We start from the raw sequence: 17,500 nt of genomic DNA on the forward strand, positions 1-17,500 counted from the left end.
GATCGAGGACTTAACCCAAATAAGTATCGAAATAAGTGAACGATAGGAATATCTTGATAGAACACATTATCTAGTTTTGAAGGATCAACCTTCAACTGAATATGTCTGGTAATGATGGCGAAGAGGTCACACCCGTTCCCATACCGAACACGGAAGTTAAGCTCTTCAGCGCCGATGGTAGTTGGGGGATCTCCCCCTGTGAGAGTAGGACGTTGCCAGGCAAATTTAAGGAAAACCAGTGCTTATTCATTTAGGCGCTGTTTTTTTTGTGTGTTTTTTGATTTGGTTTTGATTTAGTCGGGGGCGGAACAATGCCAGAATCCTTGGGGAAAAGGTAGTTCTGTCATCGTAGGGGCGGAACGGTGCCAAACCAGAGGAAGAGGAGAGAGTTCTGTCATCGTAGGGGCGGAATGGTGCCAAACCAGAGAAAGAGGAGAGAGTTCTGTCATCGTAGAGGCGGAACGGTGCCAAAACAGCGTAGAAGCAGGAAGTTCTGTCACCGTAGAACGAGAACGCCGTCATAAATCAAGAAACTAAGATAACTTTGTCACCGTTGAGCATGAATAATCAATTAATTAAATTAAGTTTTTTAGCTAGTGGCAACCAGTCTCCCTCCCATACCACCTGCAAACCGTCCCAGTACCCCCTATGCCCCCTATACCCCCCTATCAATTTCAAAAGTACTCAACAAATACCCATGCAAATAAAAAGGAATTTTTACAGACGCGACATTCAGAAAATGGTTAATGAGAGATAAATCACTACTGTTGAAAGTATGCAGCAGCTCGCCCCACCACTCTGTTTCATACCGACAGATCATGCTTAAGTTATATAACAACAGATAATGTGAGAGTATTTCCGGGAAAAAGGTTAACTGTTCTTTTTTCCTTGGGATATATAGGGCACACTTTTCATGGTTATATAACAGTGGTGAGTATTGGCAATGTCTATTGTTTTCAGCCTCGTTAAAGAGAATAGCATCGTCTTTTACGGAGTTAAAAACAAAGGAAGTCTGTTTTTGGAAGTGCTGAATGAAGCGGTCTTTTGTCATTTTGTAATCATCTAAAATAGTTTGTGGCACTTGTATAACGCTATCTCCAACTTTCCCCACTAATAAAAATGGAGTTTTATTTTTAGTGATTTTAATGCTTGTTTCTAGTTCAGGAATGGAGAATAGCAAATCCCGCATGGAGTACTTTGTTCCTTCTATTTGTTTCACATGGAACATTTTGTCGCTAAAGTGCGAAAAGAGGCCGTTTTTCTGGACTTTCACTTCATCTTGTAAAAATTCATAGCTTTGTTTCTTCCGTTTTCTTGTGGAAACCCCATGTGCCAATACAGATGTAGATTCTGGATAGGAAGGATCAACCGTTAACAAACAGGCTTTGATTAATTGAACCATTCCGTAAAACATGAGAACGGGTTTGATGGAAGTAGGCGTATTATTGGATTGCTGAAGGTAGGTCAGTCCATGTTCCACATAGTAAATAAAGCTATAAGCATTGTTGTAGCTTTTTTGTTCAAATTGTTCAATTTGTTGTCTTTGGTAACTGGACTTTAGCAGTTTCTGGGCGGTTTCCACCGATTGAAATGGGTAAAATAAATGTAAGTATGGCGCTGTCAATAAATCCACGTCCTCATAGGAAATATTATAGTTAGAATAATTAGAAAAAATAAACTTATGTTACTGTCCTTGACAGTATTTTGTCCACTTGATACTCTACTATAAATATTATCGAGAATAAGAAGGGGGAAAATTTTGTCATGTGGGAAAATAAATTTGCTAAAGAAGGCTTAACATTTGATGATGTTCTTTTGGTTCCATCCAAGTCTGAGGTATTACCAAGGGATGTAGATTTGAAAGTGAAGTTGACGGAAACATTGCAATTAAACATTCCGATTATCAGTGCTGGGATGGATACAGTGACAGAAGCAGAGATGGCGATTGCAATGGCACGCCAAGGAGGCTTAGGTATTATTCACAAGAATATGTCCATTGAACAGCAGGCAGAGCAAGTGGATAAGGTGAAGCGTTCTGAGCGTGGCGTTATTACGGATCCGTTCTTCTTAACTCCTGAACATCAAGTATTTGATGCGGAACACCTAATGGGGAAATACAGAATATCTGGAGTTCCTATCGTCAATAACAACGAAGAACTTAAATTGGTTGGTATTTTGACAAACCGTGATCTTCGATTCATTCAGGATTTCTCGATTCCCATTTCAGATGTCATGACAAAAGAAAACCTCGTAACTGCTTCTGTAGGAACCACATTAGAAGAAGCAGAGAGTATTTTACAGAAGTACAAGATTGAAAAGCTTCCTCTTGTGGATGAAGCTGGCGTATTAAAAGGACTTATTACCATTAAAGATATAGAGAAAGTAATTGAATTCCCCCACTCTGCTAAAGATAACCAAGGGCGTTTGCTTGTAGGTGCTGCTGTGGGTGTTACGGGAGATACGATGCTTCGCGTTGAGAAGTTGGTCGAAAAAAGCGTGGATGCTATTGTAGTGGATACAGCACATGGCCATTCTCAAGGGGTACTGGATACGGTGAGAAAAATTAGAGATAAGTATCCTAACTTGAACATCATCGCTGGGAATGTTGCAACAGCAGAAGCGACACGAGATTTGGTGGCAGCTGGTGCAAATGTAGTAAAGGTCGGTATCGGACCGGGCTCCATTTGTACAACACGAGTCGTTGCCGGTGTAGGCGTGCCGCAGATCACAGCAGTATATGATTGTGCAACTGAGGCACGCAAGCTTGGAGTATCCGTCATTGCAGATGGTGGAATCAAGTATTCCGGTGACATTGTCAAAGCACTTGCTGCTGGTGGACATGCCGTAATGCTAGGCAGTATGTTGGGTGGTACATCCGAAAGCCCTGGGGAGACAGAAATTTTCCAAGGCAGACGCTTTAAAGTGTACCGCGGCATGGGGTCTGTTGGTGCAATGGAAAAAGGTAGTAAAGATCGTTATTTCCAAGAAGATAATAAAAAGTTTGTACCAGAAGGTATTGAAGGACGCATTCCTTATAAAGGACCTGTTGCAGACACTATTTACCAAATGGTGGGCGGTCTGCGGTCCGGCATGGGGTATTGCGGTACAAAAGACTTACAAGCATTAAGAGAAGATGCACAATTTGTGAAAATGACAGGTGCCGGGCTTCGTGAAAGCCACCCGCATGATGTGCAAATCACGAAAGAATCCCCTAACTATTCCGTTTAAATATGTTGTCATAGGAATTTAGTCTTATAAACAGACAGGGAAAGAAGTGGTCTTTCTCTGTCTATTTTTTTTGGACATAGTGTGATAAAATAACGACTATGTGAAAAAAATCTGGAGGTAAGACAAGGTGAAAAGAAGCTTTAAACAATTGTTCGTTGGTTTATTAGTACTTACGCTTATGGTTTCAATATTTCCTGGTAAATCTGCTCAAGCAGAAGAAAATGATTTCCTGAATATAAATGCGAAAGCTGCTATATTAATAGAATTTAGTACAGGGAAAATCATCTATCAAAAAAACGTAGATGAGGCACTTCCTGTTGCAAGTATGACAAAGATGATGACGGAATATTTACTTCTTGAAGCAATTGAAGATGGAAAATTAGATTGGTCAAAAGAAGTGATTCTAAGTGACTATGCACAAGCGATATCTCAAAAGTATCCTGAGCTATCCAATGTTCCTATGAGAAAGCAAGAACCTTACACAATTAAAGAACTCTATGAGGCGATGGCAATCTATTCTGCAAACGGAGCTACCATTGCACTGGCTGAGGCTATTGCAGGTTCAGAAACGAAATTTGTAGAAATGATGAATGCGAAAGCGGAAGAAATAGGATTAGAGAATTACAACTTCGTTAACTCTACAGGATTAAACAATGAAGACCTAGCAGTAGGTGGAGTTCCGATGCACCCTGAAGGAACGGATGCTAATGAAGAAACGACTCTTTCCGCTAAAGACACTGCAAGATTAGCACACCGCCTACTAACTGATTATCCTGAAATTTTGGATACAGCAAGCATTCCATTCAAGGTTTTCAGAGAAGGTACGCCTGATGCGATAGATATGCCGAACTGGAATAAAATGTTATTCACAGAAGAGTTAAAGGTGCAATTTGAAGGAATAGACGGATTGAAAACTGGTTCTACAGATGCAGCAGGGTTCAACTTCACCGGTACTGCTGAAAGAGACGGAATGAGAGTAATTTCGGTCGTAATGAACACAACAAATGATGAAGGTGTCTCCACTGAGATTTCCCGTTTTATTGAAACGAAAAAATTAATGACTCATGCATTCGGTAGTTACTCTGTAGAAGAATTGTTTCCTGGCGAGTACCAAATGGAAGGCGAGTCCATTCTTCCTGTAACAAAAGGGAAAGAAGACAGTGTAGAAATTCAGACAAAAGAACCATTCAAGACACTTGTCAAAGATGGCAATAAAGATAACTTTAAACCTCAATTTGAAATCAACGAAAAGCTTCTGAACGAAGAAGGAGAATTAACAGCTCCGGTAAAAGAAGGAGATAGCGTTGGTGTAATGACAGTTACTCAAGAAGGCGGCCAAGATTACGGCTATCTTTTCGGTAACGAACAAGAAGGTGCAACAGTTGAATTGGTAACAAAAGAAGGCGTGGAAAAAGCAAACTGGTTTGTATTATCCATGCGTGCAGTTGGCGGATTCTTTTCCGATCTTTGGTTCACAGTTGCTGGAGCAATTAAAGGATTATTTTAATAAGAATTAATAATGCTTGAAGGCCCATCTCCACAGAGGATGGACTTTCAGGCATTTTCCTTATAGATGACTTACGCGTAATTTCATTTATCGGGGAAATACTACTTTAAAATAAAATGTTTCACAAAAGCCGAATCTTTCTAAATAGTGGCAGGGTAATCTTTCGATATTTTATTAGGATTTTTCTAAAATTTAAGGTAAAATAAAGAGCGTGTTAGTAAATTATATGGACTTGCTCCATTTTATGAAAAAATATTTTATACATATAGGGGGACTTATCGATGACACATCAAACAGGTACAGATCGTGTAAAACGTGGAATGGCGGAAATGCAAAAGGGCGGCGTTATCATGGACGTTGTCAACGCTGAGCAGGCGAAAATTGCAGAAGAAGCTGGTGCAGTTGCTGTAATGGCATTAGAGCGTGTTCCTGCTGATATCCGTGCAGCTGGTGGAGTTGCCCGCATGGCAGATCCAACGATTGTGGAAGAAGTAATGAAAGCTGTATCCATCCCGGTAATGGCGAAAGCTCGTATTGGCCATATCGTAGAAGCTCGCGTATTGGAAGCAATGGGTGTGGATTACATCGATGAGAGTGAAGTATTGACTCCAGCGGATGAGGAGTATCACTTAGACAAGCGTCAATACAAAGTACCATTCGTATGTGGTTGCCGTGATCTTGGAGAAGCTGCACGCCGTATTGGTGAAGGTGCATCTATGCTTCGTACTAAAGGGGAGCCAGGAACAGGAAACATCGTGGAAGCGGTTCGTCACATCCGTAAAGTGAACGCACAAGTTCGCAAAGTGGTTGGAATGAATGAAGATGAATTGATGACAGAAGCAAAACTATTAGGTGCTCCTTTTGAGTTGCTTCTTGAAATCAAGCGTACTGGTAAACTTCCGGTAGTAAACTTCGCAGCAGGCGGAATTGCAACTCCAGCTGATGCAGCGTTAATGATGCAATTGGGTTCTGACGGGGTATTTGTTGGATCTGGGATCTTCAAATCCGAAAACCCTGCGAAATTTGCTCGTGCAATCGTAGAAGCGACAACTCACTACCAAGACTATGAACTAATTGCAAGCCTGTCCAAAGGATTAGGTACAGCGATGAAGGGGATTGAAATCTCTACATTATTACCTGAAAACCGCATGCAAGAGCGTGGCTGGTAAGTAAAGGAGTTTTAACGTATGGTGAAAGTTGGGGTCTTAGGACTTCAAGGTGCGGTTCGGGAGCATGTTAGATCCATCGAAGCATCTGGAGCAGAAGCAGTAGTAGTCAAAAGAGCAGAACAGCTTTTTGAAATAGACGGCCTGATTATACCGGGAGGCGAAAGCACGACGATGCGCCGACTGATTGATAAGTATTCTTTCATGGAGCCATTGCGCGAATTCGGTGCAAGCGGCAAGCCTGTTTTTGGTACATGTGCCGGACTGATATTGATTGCAAATGAAATTGTTGGCTATGATGAGCCGCACTTGGCATTTATGGATGCGAAGGTAGAGCGTAACTCATTTGGACGCCAGGTGGACAGCTTTGAAGCAGAACTTGATATTGCAGGGATTGCAGAAGATTTCGTTGGCGTCTTCATCCGTGCTCCGCATATTGTGGAAGTGGGAGAAGATGTGGAGGTACTTTGCAAACATAACGGCCGTATCGTAGCTGCTCGTCAAGGACAGTTCCTAGGTTGCTCGTTCCATCCAGAATTGACGGATGACCACCGTATTACACAGTATTTCGTGAATATGGTGAAAGAGTCCAAATAAATTTGGGTATAAAACTATTGCAAGTATGAGAAACTTGTAGTAGATTATCTAATAAGAAAATATTGTTAAAGCGTTGATAGGAAAAAGTAGCAGGTTGCTCATACTTTAAGAGAATCGGTGGTTGGTGAGAACCGATGTATGACATTTGCGAATCCATCCTTGAGCACTTGGCCGAATTGCCTCTAACAGGCATAGTAAGTCAATTCGGTAAGATTATTACCGTTATCGAATGAAGTGGGAGAAGGCGTTTGGTCTTTTTCAACAAGGGTGGCAACACGGGAATATAACTCTCGTCCCTATTTAGGGGACGGGAGTTTTTTGCGTTCAAAAAAAGGAGGAAAAAGACATGTTAGATATGAAGTTATTGCGTGGAAATTTTGAGGAGATAAAGGGGAAGCTTCAGCATAGAGGGGAAGATTTGTCAGACTTGGACCGCTTTGAGGAGCTGGATGCTAGAAGAAGGGACCTTCTTGTTCAAACAGAGCAATTGAAAAGTAAGCGTAATGAGGTTTCTCAACAAATTGCTGTCATGAAACGTGAAAAGCAGGATGCAGATCACCTGATCAAGGAAATGCGTGAAGTAGGAGACAAAGTAAAGGAATTCGATGATGAGTTAAGAGGAGTAGAGGAAGCACTTGAACTGTTACTTTTATCTATCCCTAATATCCCTCATGAAAGTGTTCCTGTTGGAGAAACAGAGGACGACAATGTAGAGGTTCGTAAATGGGGAGAGGTTCCAACGTTCGGATTTGAAGCAAAAGCGCACTGGGATATTGCGGATGAGCTTGGCGTCATAGATTTTGAACGAGCGGGTAAGGTTACCGGCAGCCGTTTTGTTTTCTACCGTGGCTTAGGTGCGAGACTTGAGAGAGCATTATTCAACTTCATGTTAGATTTACATGTAGATGAGCATGGGTACACTGAAGTGTTACCGCCGTACTTGGTAAACCGTGCGAGCATGACTGGTACAGGACAGCTTCCTAAGTTTGAAGAAGATGCATTCTTAATTGAAAAAGAAGATTACTTCTTGGTTCCGACAGCAGAGGTTCCAATTACGAATATGCACCGCGATGAGATCTTAAGTGGCGATCAATTGCCAATCAATTATGCGGCATTTAGTGCTTGCTTCCGCTCTGAGGCTGGATCTGCAGGTCGTGACACTCGTGGGTTGATTCGTCAGCATCAATTCAATAAAGTAGAGCTCGTGAAATTTGTAAAACCAGAAGAATCTTATGAAGAGTTGGAGAAATTGACTGGCAATGCGGAAAAAGTATTGCAACTGCTGGGACTTCCATACCGCGTGTTGAGTATGTGTACAGCAGATCTTGGCTTTACAGCAGCCAAGAAATATGACATCGAAGTATGGATCCCGAGTCAGGAAACGTACCGCGAGATTTCTTCTTGCAGTAATTTCGAGAGCTTCCAGGCACGCCGTGCAGGCATCCGTTTCCGTCGCGATCCAAAAGCTAAACCAGAACATGTGCATACGCTAAATGGATCAGGACTTGCGGTTGGCCGTACGGTGGCGGCGATTTTGGAAAACTATCAACAAGAAGACGGTTCTGTCATCATTCCTGAAGTATTGCGCCCATATATGGGTGGCAAAGAAATTTTGACTAAATAGTGAACAAAGGAAGGATAGAGTGAAAAATCTCTATCCTTCTCTTGTATCTTGTTGACATCCTTTTCGAAAATATGATATATTACTCTTTGTCATACGGAGGAATACCCAAGTCTGGCTGAAGGGATCGGTCTTGAAAACCGACAGGGGTGTCAAAGCCCGCGGGGGTTCGAATCCCTCTTCCTCCTCCATTGATTTTAAAGAATGTTTTACCGATAGCGCATAAACTGGAGTATGTTCGTTACATTATGGAGAAGTAACGACTTTTTTATTGCCTGAGATGAAGCGACGTCATCTATTTGGCAATCTGTAAGCTGCCCAATTAGGGTGGCTTATTTTTTTTTGAAAAAAGTTATAAACGGTTGATTTCCGTTGCAGGTGCTTCGCTTTCCTGCGGGCGGTCCGGGAGCCTCCTCGGCAAGCCTGCGGGGTCTCCCCTGTCCCTTCCTCCCGCGGGAGTCTGCGCACCTTCCACTTCAATCAACAGATATTTTCATCTAACTAGAGTTTACAAAAAAGACCGGGGCTACATAGCCTCGGTCTTTTGTTAGTGTCGTTTATTTTTTTAGTAACTGTGATTGCTTCATGTGATGGGAAATCTTCTCGATAATTGGCTCGATGGAATCTCCATTGCTTAGCACATCGTATTCGTTGATGTTCAAGCGGAGTACCGGGCATGCGTGGAAGTTGTTGATCCATCGCTCGTAGCGCTCATGCATTTCTTCCCAGTAGGAGATCGGAGTCTGCTGTTCCATTGGGCGCCCGCGTTCTTGGATGCGGCCAAGGATATCATCCAAGCTTCCTTCTAGGTAAATCAAAAGGTCAGGATGCGGGAAGTAAGGTGTCATCACCATTGCTTCAAACAGGCTGGTGTATGTGTCATAGTCGACCTGTGTCATCGTGCCCTTTTCATAATGCATGTTGGCAAAGATGCCGGTGTCTTCGTAGATGGAGCGGTCTTGAATAAAGCCGCCGCCATATTCAAAGATTTTTTTCTGGTCTTTAAATCGTTCTGCCAGAAAGTAAATTTGTAAATGAAAGCTCCAACGCTCGAAATCTGCATAAAACTTATCTAAGTATGGGTTGGTGTCTACTTTTTCAAAAGATGTACGAAATCCAAGGGCATTTGCCAATGCATTCGTCATCGTAGATTTACCGACTCCCACTGTTCCGGCAATCGTAATGACTGCGTTAGAAGGGATGCCGTTATTTTTGACGTAAATTCATTATACGTTAACTCCTTTATTCAAGGTATCTTTCAACTGTTGGAAGATACGCTGTAGGTCTTCATCTCGTTGTACAAAGTCAACCTCGTCTCCGTTAAAGCGCAGGATCGGCAGGGAAGGGGTATTGTTCTTCGAGACGATCCATTTCTTCATCATAATCAAGACTTAGCTGTTGAAGGTATAGCGGATCAATTTTTCTTTTCGATATCACGGCCACGCTTTTCAATTCTCGTTAGTAGAGTGTCCAGACTTGCATTTAAATAAATGATGACATTTGGTCTTGGCATGTCTTCTGTTAGAATATCGTAGATTCTAAGGTATTTATCGTACTGCTTGTCCTTTAGTGTGCGTTTAGCGAAAATAAGGTTTTTTAGGATATGATAATCAGCTATTACCGGTTTATGTTGCTTTAGGTGATGCTGATCGATGTCTTCGAGTTGTTTGTATCTATTGCATAGGAAAAACATTTCCGTTTGAAAACTCCACTCGTCGATGTTTTCGTAGAATTTTCCTAGGAAAGGATTTTCGTCTACTATTTCTTTTAATAATTGATATTGGAACTCTTCTGCAATTTTTTTTGCAAGTGAGGTCTTTCCAACACCAATGGGTCCTTCAACTGTTATAAATGGTGTTGCTTGCACCAGGATGCCCCCTTTATAAGCGTGTGACTACATCAATATTTTGACAGACAATAAGTATTCTATCATAGATATGGGGGTTGTGGAGGAACAATTTGAGGGAGAATGGAGAGAGAGAAGGACTGGGGGTTTCCCCAGTCCTTAGTAGTAGTAATAGTAACGTTCGGTTGGATTTTTGACGACGTTGAAGTTATCGGTGATCAGAAGCCAGTTTTGCGGGAAAGGCAAGCCGAGCTTCCAATAGCTGATACCGCGTAAGTTAAGTTCTTTTATGAGGTCAAATTTTGCTTGTATGGACCGTGCGTCTTCAAACCAGACTTCGTGCTCTTTGCCGTCCTTACTGTATTTGAAGGTGGGCGCCTGTGCCTCTTCATCGTAAGAAATAGCAACATTGTTGTTGGCTGCAAGTTCTATGGCTGCCTGCGGGCTTATCGCTTTAGCAAATTCTCCGCCTTGGACAAAGGGAAGCGTCCAGTCATATCCATAGAGATTTTGCCCCATCATAATTTTTTCACTCGGCATTTCCGTAATGGCGTACTCTAATACTTCTCGGACAGGACCAATCGGAGAGACTGCCATCGGTGGACCCCCGCTATATCCCCACTCATAGGTCATAATGACGACAAAATCAACAATTTCGCCGTGTGTTTTGTAGTCATGGGCTTCATACCACTTTCCTTTTTGGTCGGCCTTTGTTTTCGGAGCTAGGGCGGTGGAGATAAGCCATCCTTCCTTTTTAAACCGATCCCGTGCCTTTCTTAAAAATGTATTGTAGGCTTCTTTGTCTGCCGGTCGTAAATATTCAAAGTCAAAATGGATATCTTTGAAGTTATATTTTTTGGCAGTGGCAACGATGTTATCCAGGAATTTGTTTTGAACCTGCATGTCTGTCAGGATGATGCGGCCAAGTTCGTCACTGAAACCATCCTCTTCTAAATTGGTAAGCACCATCATTAAGATGACATTGTCTTCTGCAGCGATGGCAGGCAGATTTGTCAACGGCGGTTCCTTTAATGAACCATCTCGCAATACCTGAAAACTGAATGGTGCGAGGTAGGTTAAATAAGGAGCGGCATTACGCGAGCTCTGTTGGAGTTCTTGTGATACAGTGTTTCCGCGAGGCTCCACATAAGCATTGATTTCCGCTTCTCGTTTTGGTTGTGGTGGAATATAAAGACGTAGCCCCACTCGTAAAGGAGCAGCAGGATTTAATTGGTTTATATCAATTAACTGTTCAGGTGTGATGTTATATTTTCTGGCTATGGAAAAAATCGTATCTCCCTGTTGGACAAAATAAAAACGCCCCACAATGGGGATCACCAGTGCCTGGCCGACAACGAGCCTGTCGGGGTTGGGAAGATCATTGGCTTCTATAATATCCTGTGGGGTTGTAGCATATGCCTGTGCAATCCCGCTTAGCGACTGTCCTTGGCTTACGACATGTATTTGCATGGTTCGTCCCTCCTATTCATTATCCTTTACCAATGTATGAACGGGTCAGGGGATTCATGCAAGCAACCTTACTGTTGACTTAGAAACTTCTCTGTTGGACGGACATCGGCCTTTAGTACATTTTCCATCATGCGTAATGCGTACTTATGGTCGTCATCATCTGCAGAAGCTATTGCATCACTTGGTATTACTAACTCAAACTCCCGCATATAGGCGTCATTTGCCGTGAACAGAACACATATATTCCCTGCAAGTCCTGTAAGGATAAGTTTCTTAACATGAAGTTGAGAGAGCAAGGTATGCAATGCCGTCCCGTAGAAAGCCGAATGCTTTGGCTTGATGAGGAAAAAGTCGTCACCGCAAGGATACAATGCCTTCATGATCGGATCGCTCCATTTGTTTTTGCATTTATCCATGATTTTGTCGTAATCGGCCTGCCATAAGTTATAATGGTCATTAATATAGATAACGGGAAGTCCTTCCTTATGCATGACTTCCTTGATTTCTTTAATATTTGGGACAATCTTGGTTGTTTTTTCTGCAAGGATGCTTCCGTGTTTGAACTGAAAATCATTGATGATATCGATAATTAATAGAGCCGTTTGTTTCATTATGTAAAATCACCTCTGGAGGTTAGTCTATGGAAAAGAGGTGGAGAATATAAATATGCAAGGAAAAGAAGGGAAAGGTCTAAAATGCAAGATGAACATTTTATGAAGTTGGCGATAGAAGAGGCGAAAAAAGCGGAGGCGCTAAAGGAAGTACCAATTGGTGCCGTACTTGTGCATGATGGTAAAGTTATCTCTAAAGGATATAACCTACGGGAGACCACTCAAAGGTCCATTACCCACGCAGAAATAATGGTCATTGATCAAGCGTGTGAAGCTTTGCAAACATGGAGATTAGAAGAAGCCACTTTATATGTAACATTGGAACCATGTCCCATGTGTGCCGGAGCGATCATCCAATCTCGCATTATGAAAGTAGTATATGGTGCCAAGGATCCAAAAGCGGGTTGTGCAGGTACGCTAATGAACATCTTGCAAGATTCTCGATTTAACCACCAGACAGAAGTAGTAAGTGGTATAATGGAAGAAGAATGTGGGGAATTGCTGTCCTCCTTTTTCAGGAAACTTCGTCAGCAGAAAAAAGAGAAGAAACTCCGTGAATCAAACTCCTAATAATTTACAGGAGTAGACGGTTGCATTTTTCACTCTTACCCGTTATACTAAATTATGCGTTGAGTTAATGACGCAACCAACTTATGGTTTTAATTTTGTCGTGCTAAGCGGGGAGGTAGCGGTGCCCTGAACTCGCAATCCGCTCTAGCGAGGCTGAATCCCTTCTCGAGGTTAGTAGACTGTAGGGTCTGCCTCAAGTAAGTGGTGTTGACACCTGGGTCCTGCGCAATGGGAACCCGTGAACCATGTCAGGTCCGGAAGGAAGCAGCATTAAGCGGACTCTCTCATGTGCCGCAGGGTTGCCTGGGTCGAGCTAACTGCTTGAGTAACGCTTATGGTGACTAATCGACAGAAGGTGCACGGCAGTTTAATAATACAGTTCAAACTCACTTCGGTTTCCGGGGTGAGTTTTTTCATATTTAAATGTTAAACAGACTAGTCGATTGGAGCGGAAGGCACTCGACTCCGGCGGGAGGTAGCGGTAGGTTGAGACCCCACAGGCGAAGCCGAGGAGGCTCAAGCACCGCCCCGCGGAAAGCGAGTGCCTGCAGAGGAAAGGAACGGTCAATCTATACAGCGAATTAAAAATGATAGACATGGAACAAACATTTTATTTTCCACAAGCCATACGGTATAATGAAAGAGGATAAAAAAGAAGGAGGGCATATTGGTGGCATATCAAGCTTTATATCGTGTTTTTAGACCACAAACCTTTGCAGATGTCGTGGGACAAGAACATATAACCAAAACCTTACAAAACGCCCTGCTTCAACAGAAGTTTTCTCACGCCTACTTGTTCTCCGGTCCAAGAGGAACAGGAAAAACAAGTGCGGCAAAAATACTAGCAAAAGCAGTCAATTGCGAACATGCACCAGTTGCAGAACCATGCAACGAATGTTCCGCCTGTAAAGGAATTACAGACGGTTCCATTTCAGATGTCATCGAAATAGATGCAGCCTCTAATAATGGTGTAGACGAGATCCGGGACATCCGCGACAAAGTCAAATATGCTCCAAGTTCCGTAAAATATAAAGTCTATATTATAGATGAAGTACATATGCTTTCCATCGGTGCATTCAACGCGTTACTTAAAACGTTAGAAGAACCACCAAAACACGTTATCTTTATTTTGGCTACAACCGAACCCCATAAGATTCCGCTTACCATCATCTCGCGTTGTCAGCGATTTGATTTTAAAAGGATTACGGGTGAGTCTATTGTCGGTAGGCTGGCTACTGTTTTACAGGCTCAAGAAATAGAGGCAGAGCCCCAAGCATTGGCGATTATTGCCCGAGCGGCTGAAGGCGGGATGCGAGATGCCCTCAGTTTGATGGATCAGGCCATCTCCTTCAGTAACGGTTTGTTAACTGTCCAGGATGCACTAGCCATAACGGGATCTGTCTCACAAAGCTTTATGACAGATATCGTAAACGGCCTGTATCACAAAAATGTCGCCCAAGCGTTGGATTCTCTGAATCAGGTTTTCCAATCAGGTAAAGATCCCGCAAGGTTTTTGGAAGATCTTATCTTCTATTACCGGGACATGCTTTTATATAAAACGGCACCAAACTTGGAACAAATTTTGGACAGGGTACAAGTGGACGAAGCCTTTCAACGGTTTGCAGAAGAAATACCTGCAGAAACTATCTATGAGACGATTGATATCCTGAATAAAAGCCAGCAGGAAATGAAGTGGACGAACCATCCGCGTATTTACCTAGAAGTGGCGATTGTGAAGCTTTGTCAGCTAGAAGCCCAAGCGAAGGAATCGGCGAATCAAGACCAGGTAAATCTTTTGCAAAAGAAGATTGCTATGCTCGAAAGTAAAGTAAAAGAGCTTGCAGCAGGTAATGTAGGGGGAGCGGCAAAAGCAAATGCACCAAGTAAGGCCCCTGCAAGAAGTGGGGGAGGCTCTAGAAATGGCTTCAAGCCCGCGACAGGTCGAATCCAGGAAGTGCTGAAGCAGGCAACAAGAGGTGACTTGGAAAGCATTAAAGGCAGCTGGGCACAATTGCTTGAAGCACTTCGCAAGCAAAATAAAGTATCTCATGCTGCATTATTGACGGACAGTGAACCTGTAGCTGCAGCAAGCAGTGCTTTTGTGTTAAAGTTTAAATATGAGATACATTGCAAGATGGCATCAGATGAACCGGTTAAGCAAAACCTGGAACAAATTATCCTGGATCTTACCGGAAAATCATATGACATGCTTGCCGTTCCCGAAGAAGAATGGCTGAAGATCCGAGAAGGCTTTATTCGCGGACAAAAAAATGATGAAGAGGGCAGCGAAACGCAAGATGACCCGTTCATTGAAGAAGCGAAGAAACTGGTCGGCCCCGATCTTGTAGAAATTAAAGAATAATAAACAATAATAAAAAGATATTAGGAGGAATTTATTATGATGCGTGGCGGCGGAATGGGTAACATGCAAAAAATGATGAAACAAATGCAAAAGATGCAAAAAGATATGGCGAAAGCACAGGAAGAGTTAGCTGAAAAGACAATGGAAGGAACTGCTGGCGGTGGAATGGTCACAGTTGTAGTCAATGGTCAAAAAGAAATCATTGAAGTGAATATTAAGGAAGAAGTAGTAGACCCGGAAGATATCGAAATGCTACAAGACTTAGTTCTTGCTGCAACAAACGATGCCCTTAAGAAAATGGAAGAGCTGACAAACGATACAATGGGCCAGTTCACTAAAGGGTTAAACATGCCAGGACTATTCTAGGAGGACCTTTATGCATTATCCTGAGCCTATATCAAAGCTGATTGACAGCTTTATGAAATTGCCAGGTATCGGCCCGAAAACGGCCGCTCGTCTGGCTTTTTTCGTACTTAACATGAAAGAAGATACCGTATTGGACTTTGCGAAAGCATTAGTAAATGCAAAGAGAAACCTTTCCTATTGTTCTGTATGCGGACATATCACCGATAGAGATCCTTGCTATATATGTGAGGATAATAGAAGAGACAGAACCATCATCTGCGTGGTACAGGAAACAAAAGATGTTATCGCGATGGAAAAGATGCGGGACTATAATGGTCTTTATCATGTCCTTCACGGAGCAATATCCCCAATGGATGGAATCGGTCCGGAGGATATCAAAATACCGGAACTTATTAAACGATTGCAAGACGATGAAGTGCAGGAACTTATCCTTGCAACTAACCCTAACATTGAAGGCGAAGCAACCGCGATGTATATTTCTAGACTACTAAAGCCATCCGGAATAAAAATGACCCGTATTGCTCATGGACTTCCTGTTGGAGGAGATCTAGAATATGCAGATGAGGTAACGTTATCCAAAGCCCTTGAAGGCAGAAGAGAAATATAAGGTAAGTTAAATGTAAGAAAACGATTCATGATCTCAGACAAAGGGGTTATCATAACCTATGTTTTTTCGAAAAAAAGACCGCTTAAAAAAACAATATGATGCCAAATTGATGGAAACAACGGAAGACTGTAAGAATCGCTGGGCCAAACAAAAAAGTTTGGTAGATAAAAGTGTCGATCCTTCAGAAGAAGTCATCTGCCAATTGAAAGTTGCAGAAGCAAAGTATCTCTTCCTATTAAGGGAAGTCCGAACTCGTATGGTAAAGAAGTAGCTGGGGATTTCCTTAGCTGCTTTTTTTATGCATTCAAAATCCTGTTATTAAAGTAGCGAGTTCTTAATCTCCTCTAACATTCATATAGTTTAGTACAAGCTGGCAAGAGGAGGGATTATGATGGAACCGTTACTTGTAATAGGTTTGATATGCGGGTTGATCCTGCTTGTTCTGTTGGTGGGTACACCAATAAAACCGTTGCGCTTTGCAGGACAGGCGCTTATAAAAGTAATGATCGGTGCACTCTTTCTATTCTTTTTAAATGCATTCGGAAACTCGATGGGGATTTATGTACCAATCAATCCTGCTACCGCTGCAGTCTCAGGTCTGCTGGGGATACCGGGCGTCGTATCATTGGTGATCATTCAAATGTATATATTATAAGAAGGAAAGTTAGACTGTTTTTTTAGTGACGGTTTAAGTCTTATAACCTGATAAAACCGCCCTCCTATAAAAAAGGAGGTTTTTTTGTTTTTTTTTCGTTGACTTACCTTTATTAAAAATGGTATATTAGATTTCGTTGTCACAAACGACCGCATACATGGATTGAAAATAACTTTTAAAAAGTTGTTGACTTCATTCGGAAGTATGTGATAAGATAATAAAGTCGCTTCGAGAGAACGGCCAAAAAGAGTTCTTTGAAAACTAAACAAAACAACAGCGTCATAACGTCGGTTCTACGGAACACGACAAAATGATTTTAAGTAACACAAGCTAGCAAATTTTGAGCAAAAGCTCAGACTCTTTATTGGAGAGTTTGATCCTGGCTCAGGACGAACGCTGGCGGCGTGCCTAATACATGCAAGTCGAGCGGACCTTTTAAAAGCTTGCTTTTGAAAGGTCAGCGGCGGACGGGTGAGTAACACGTGGGCAACCTGCCTGTAAGACTGGGATAACTTCGGGAAACCGGAGCTAATACCGGATAATATAAGGAACCTCCTGGTTCTTTATTGAAAGATGGTTTCGGCTATCACTTACAGATGGGCCCGCGGCGCATTAGCTAGTTGGTGAGGTAATGGCTCACCAAGGCGACGATGCGTAGCCGACCTGAGAGGGTGATCGGCCACACTGGGACTGAGACACGGCCCAGACTCCTACGGGAGGCAGCAGTAGGGAATCTTCCACAATGGACGAAAGTCTGATGGAGCAACGCCGCGTGAGCGATGAAGGCCTTCGGGTCGTAAAGCTCTGTTGTTAGGGAAGAACAAGTGCGAGAGTAACTGCTCGCACCTTGACGGTACCTAACCAGAAAGCCACGGCTAACTACGTGCCAGCAGC

The 17,500-nt window shown here is 42.6% G+C and carries 14 protein-coding genes, 1 tRNA gene, 2 rRNA genes, 1 other RNA gene, 2 pseudogenes and 1 other annotated feature (1 of these 21 cut by a window edge); of the genes and pseudogenes, 15 read left to right on the forward strand and 5 right to left on the reverse strand.

The features are described 5' to 3' along the window. Nucleotides 1-104: 104 nt before the first annotated feature. Nucleotides 105-221 (forward strand): 5S ribosomal RNA (gene rrf, locus M313_RS0100005). A 434-nt stretch (nucleotides 222-655) separates the two neighbouring features. Here the strand turns inward: rrf and M313_RS0100010 are convergent. Continuing rightward, on the reverse strand, nucleotides 656-1,624 hold the full coding sequence (locus M313_RS0100010) for a YaaC family protein (protein WP_010191319.1): 969 nt from the start codon (nucleotides 1,622-1,624) through the stop codon (nucleotides 656-658). 140 nt (nucleotides 1,625-1,764) lie between these two features. Here M313_RS0100010 and guaB point away from each other — a divergent pair, with 140 nt between their 5' ends. The 6 genes from guaB (at nucleotide 1,765) to M313_RS0100040 (ending at nucleotide 8,310) form a co-directional block, all read left to right on the forward strand. Continuing rightward, on the forward strand, nucleotides 1,765-3,228 hold the full coding sequence (gene guaB, locus M313_RS0100015) for an IMP dehydrogenase (RefSeq protein ID WP_010191320.1): 1,464 nt from the start codon (nucleotides 1,765-1,767) through the stop codon (nucleotides 3,226-3,228). A 127-nt stretch (nucleotides 3,229-3,355) separates the two neighbouring features. Beyond that, the gene (locus tag M313_RS0100020) at nucleotides 3,356-4,735 is read left to right on the forward strand and encodes a D-alanyl-D-alanine carboxypeptidase family protein (RefSeq protein WP_010191321.1); all 1,380 of its coding nucleotides are present in this window, start codon (nucleotides 3,356-3,358) and stop codon (nucleotides 4,733-4,735) included. 281 nt (nucleotides 4,736-5,016) lie between these two features. After that, nucleotides 5,017-5,904 (forward strand): pyridoxal 5'-phosphate synthase lyase subunit PdxS, encoded by an 888-nt coding sequence (pdxS, locus tag M313_RS0100025; RefSeq protein ID WP_010191323.1) that lies wholly within the window; start codon nucleotides 5,017-5,019, stop codon nucleotides 5,902-5,904. Nucleotides 5,905-5,922: 18 nt separating this feature from the next. Next, nucleotides 5,923-6,498, forward strand: coding sequence for a pyridoxal 5'-phosphate synthase glutaminase subunit PdxT (gene pdxT, locus M313_RS0100030; protein ID WP_010191324.1), 576 nt, complete (start codon nucleotides 5,923-5,925; stop codon nucleotides 6,496-6,498). Nucleotides 6,499-6,562: 64 nt separating this feature from the next. Beyond that, nucleotides 6,563-6,799 (forward strand) — a binding site (T-box leader). Between the two features lie 45 nt (nucleotides 6,800-6,844). Then, on the forward strand, nucleotides 6,845-8,122 hold the full coding sequence (gene serS, locus M313_RS0100035; RefSeq protein ID WP_010191325.1) for a serine--tRNA ligase: 1,278 nt from the start codon (nucleotides 6,845-6,847) through the stop codon (nucleotides 8,120-8,122). Nucleotides 8,123-8,217: 95 nt separating this feature from the next. Then, nucleotides 8,218-8,310, forward strand: a tRNA-Ser gene (locus M313_RS0100040). A 366-nt stretch (nucleotides 8,311-8,676) separates the two neighbouring features. Here the strand turns inward: M313_RS0100040 and M313_RS0100045 are convergent. The 4 genes and pseudogenes from M313_RS0100045 to M313_RS0100060 all read right to left on the reverse strand — a co-directional run bounded on the left by M313_RS0100045 (nucleotide 8,677) and on the right by M313_RS0100060 (nucleotide 12,046). Beyond that, nucleotides 8,677-9,346 (reverse strand): annotated as a pseudogene (locus M313_RS0100045) (deoxynucleoside kinase). Further along, a pseudogene (locus M313_RS22245) lies at nucleotides 9,346-9,986 on the reverse strand (deoxynucleoside kinase). Before M313_RS22245 ends, M313_RS0100045 begins: the two co-directional pseudogenes overlap by 1 nt. Nucleotides 9,987-10,124: 138 nt before the next feature. Continuing rightward, complete coding sequence (locus tag M313_RS0100055; protein ID WP_010191329.1) at nucleotides 10,125-11,435, reverse strand: glycosyl hydrolase family 18 protein; 1,311 nt, start codon at nucleotides 11,433-11,435, stop codon at nucleotides 10,125-10,127. 68 nt (nucleotides 11,436-11,503) lie between these two features. Continuing rightward, nucleotides 11,504-12,046: a cysteine hydrolase family protein gene (locus tag M313_RS0100060; RefSeq protein WP_010191331.1), complete on the reverse strand. Its 543-nt coding sequence runs from the start codon at nucleotides 12,044-12,046 to the stop codon at nucleotides 11,504-11,506. Between the two features lie 84 nt (nucleotides 12,047-12,130). Between M313_RS0100060 and tadA the strand changes: the two genes are divergently transcribed. The 8 genes from tadA to M313_RS0100095 all read left to right on the forward strand — a co-directional run. Continuing rightward, nucleotides 12,131-12,616: a tRNA adenosine(34) deaminase TadA gene (gene tadA, locus M313_RS0100065; protein ID WP_010191333.1), complete on the forward strand. Its 486-nt coding sequence runs from the start codon at nucleotides 12,131-12,133 to the stop codon at nucleotides 12,614-12,616. A gap of 98 nt (nucleotides 12,617-12,714) precedes the next feature. Continuing rightward, an RNA gene (gene ffs / locus M313_RS24845) (signal recognition particle sRNA large type) lies at nucleotides 12,715-12,979 on the forward strand. Between the two features lie 307 nt (nucleotides 12,980-13,286). After that, entirely contained in the window at nucleotides 13,287-14,978 is a 1,692-nt protein-coding gene (dnaX, locus tag M313_RS0100070) for a DNA polymerase III subunit gamma/tau (RefSeq protein ID WP_010191335.1), read from the forward strand. A gap of 39 nt (nucleotides 14,979-15,017) precedes the next feature. Beyond that, entirely contained in the window at nucleotides 15,018-15,344 is a 327-nt protein-coding gene (locus M313_RS0100075; RefSeq protein ID WP_087942025.1) for a YbaB/EbfC family nucleoid-associated protein, read from the forward strand. 10 nt (nucleotides 15,345-15,354) lie between these two features. Next, on the forward strand, nucleotides 15,355-15,951 hold the full coding sequence (recR, locus tag M313_RS0100080) for a recombination mediator RecR (RefSeq protein WP_010191339.1): 597 nt from the start codon (nucleotides 15,355-15,357) through the stop codon (nucleotides 15,949-15,951). 58 nt (nucleotides 15,952-16,009) lie between these two features. Then, complete coding sequence (locus M313_RS0100085) at nucleotides 16,010-16,222, forward strand: YaaL family protein (protein WP_010191340.1); 213 nt, start codon at nucleotides 16,010-16,012, stop codon at nucleotides 16,220-16,222. A gap of 120 nt (nucleotides 16,223-16,342) precedes the next feature. Then, nucleotides 16,343-16,606: a pro-sigmaK processing inhibitor BofA family protein gene (locus M313_RS0100090; protein WP_010191342.1), complete on the forward strand. Its 264-nt coding sequence runs from the start codon at nucleotides 16,343-16,345 to the stop codon at nucleotides 16,604-16,606. 361 nt (nucleotides 16,607-16,967) lie between these two features. Next, nucleotides 16,968-17,500: ribosomal RNA gene (locus M313_RS0100095) — 16S ribosomal RNA — on the forward strand (it continues 1,019 nt past the right edge of the window).

Source organism: Bacillus sp. m3-13, from assembly GCF_000175075.1.
GTDB lineage: Bacteria > Bacillota > Bacilli > Bacillales > Bacillaceae_I > Sutcliffiella_A > Sutcliffiella_A horikoshii_C.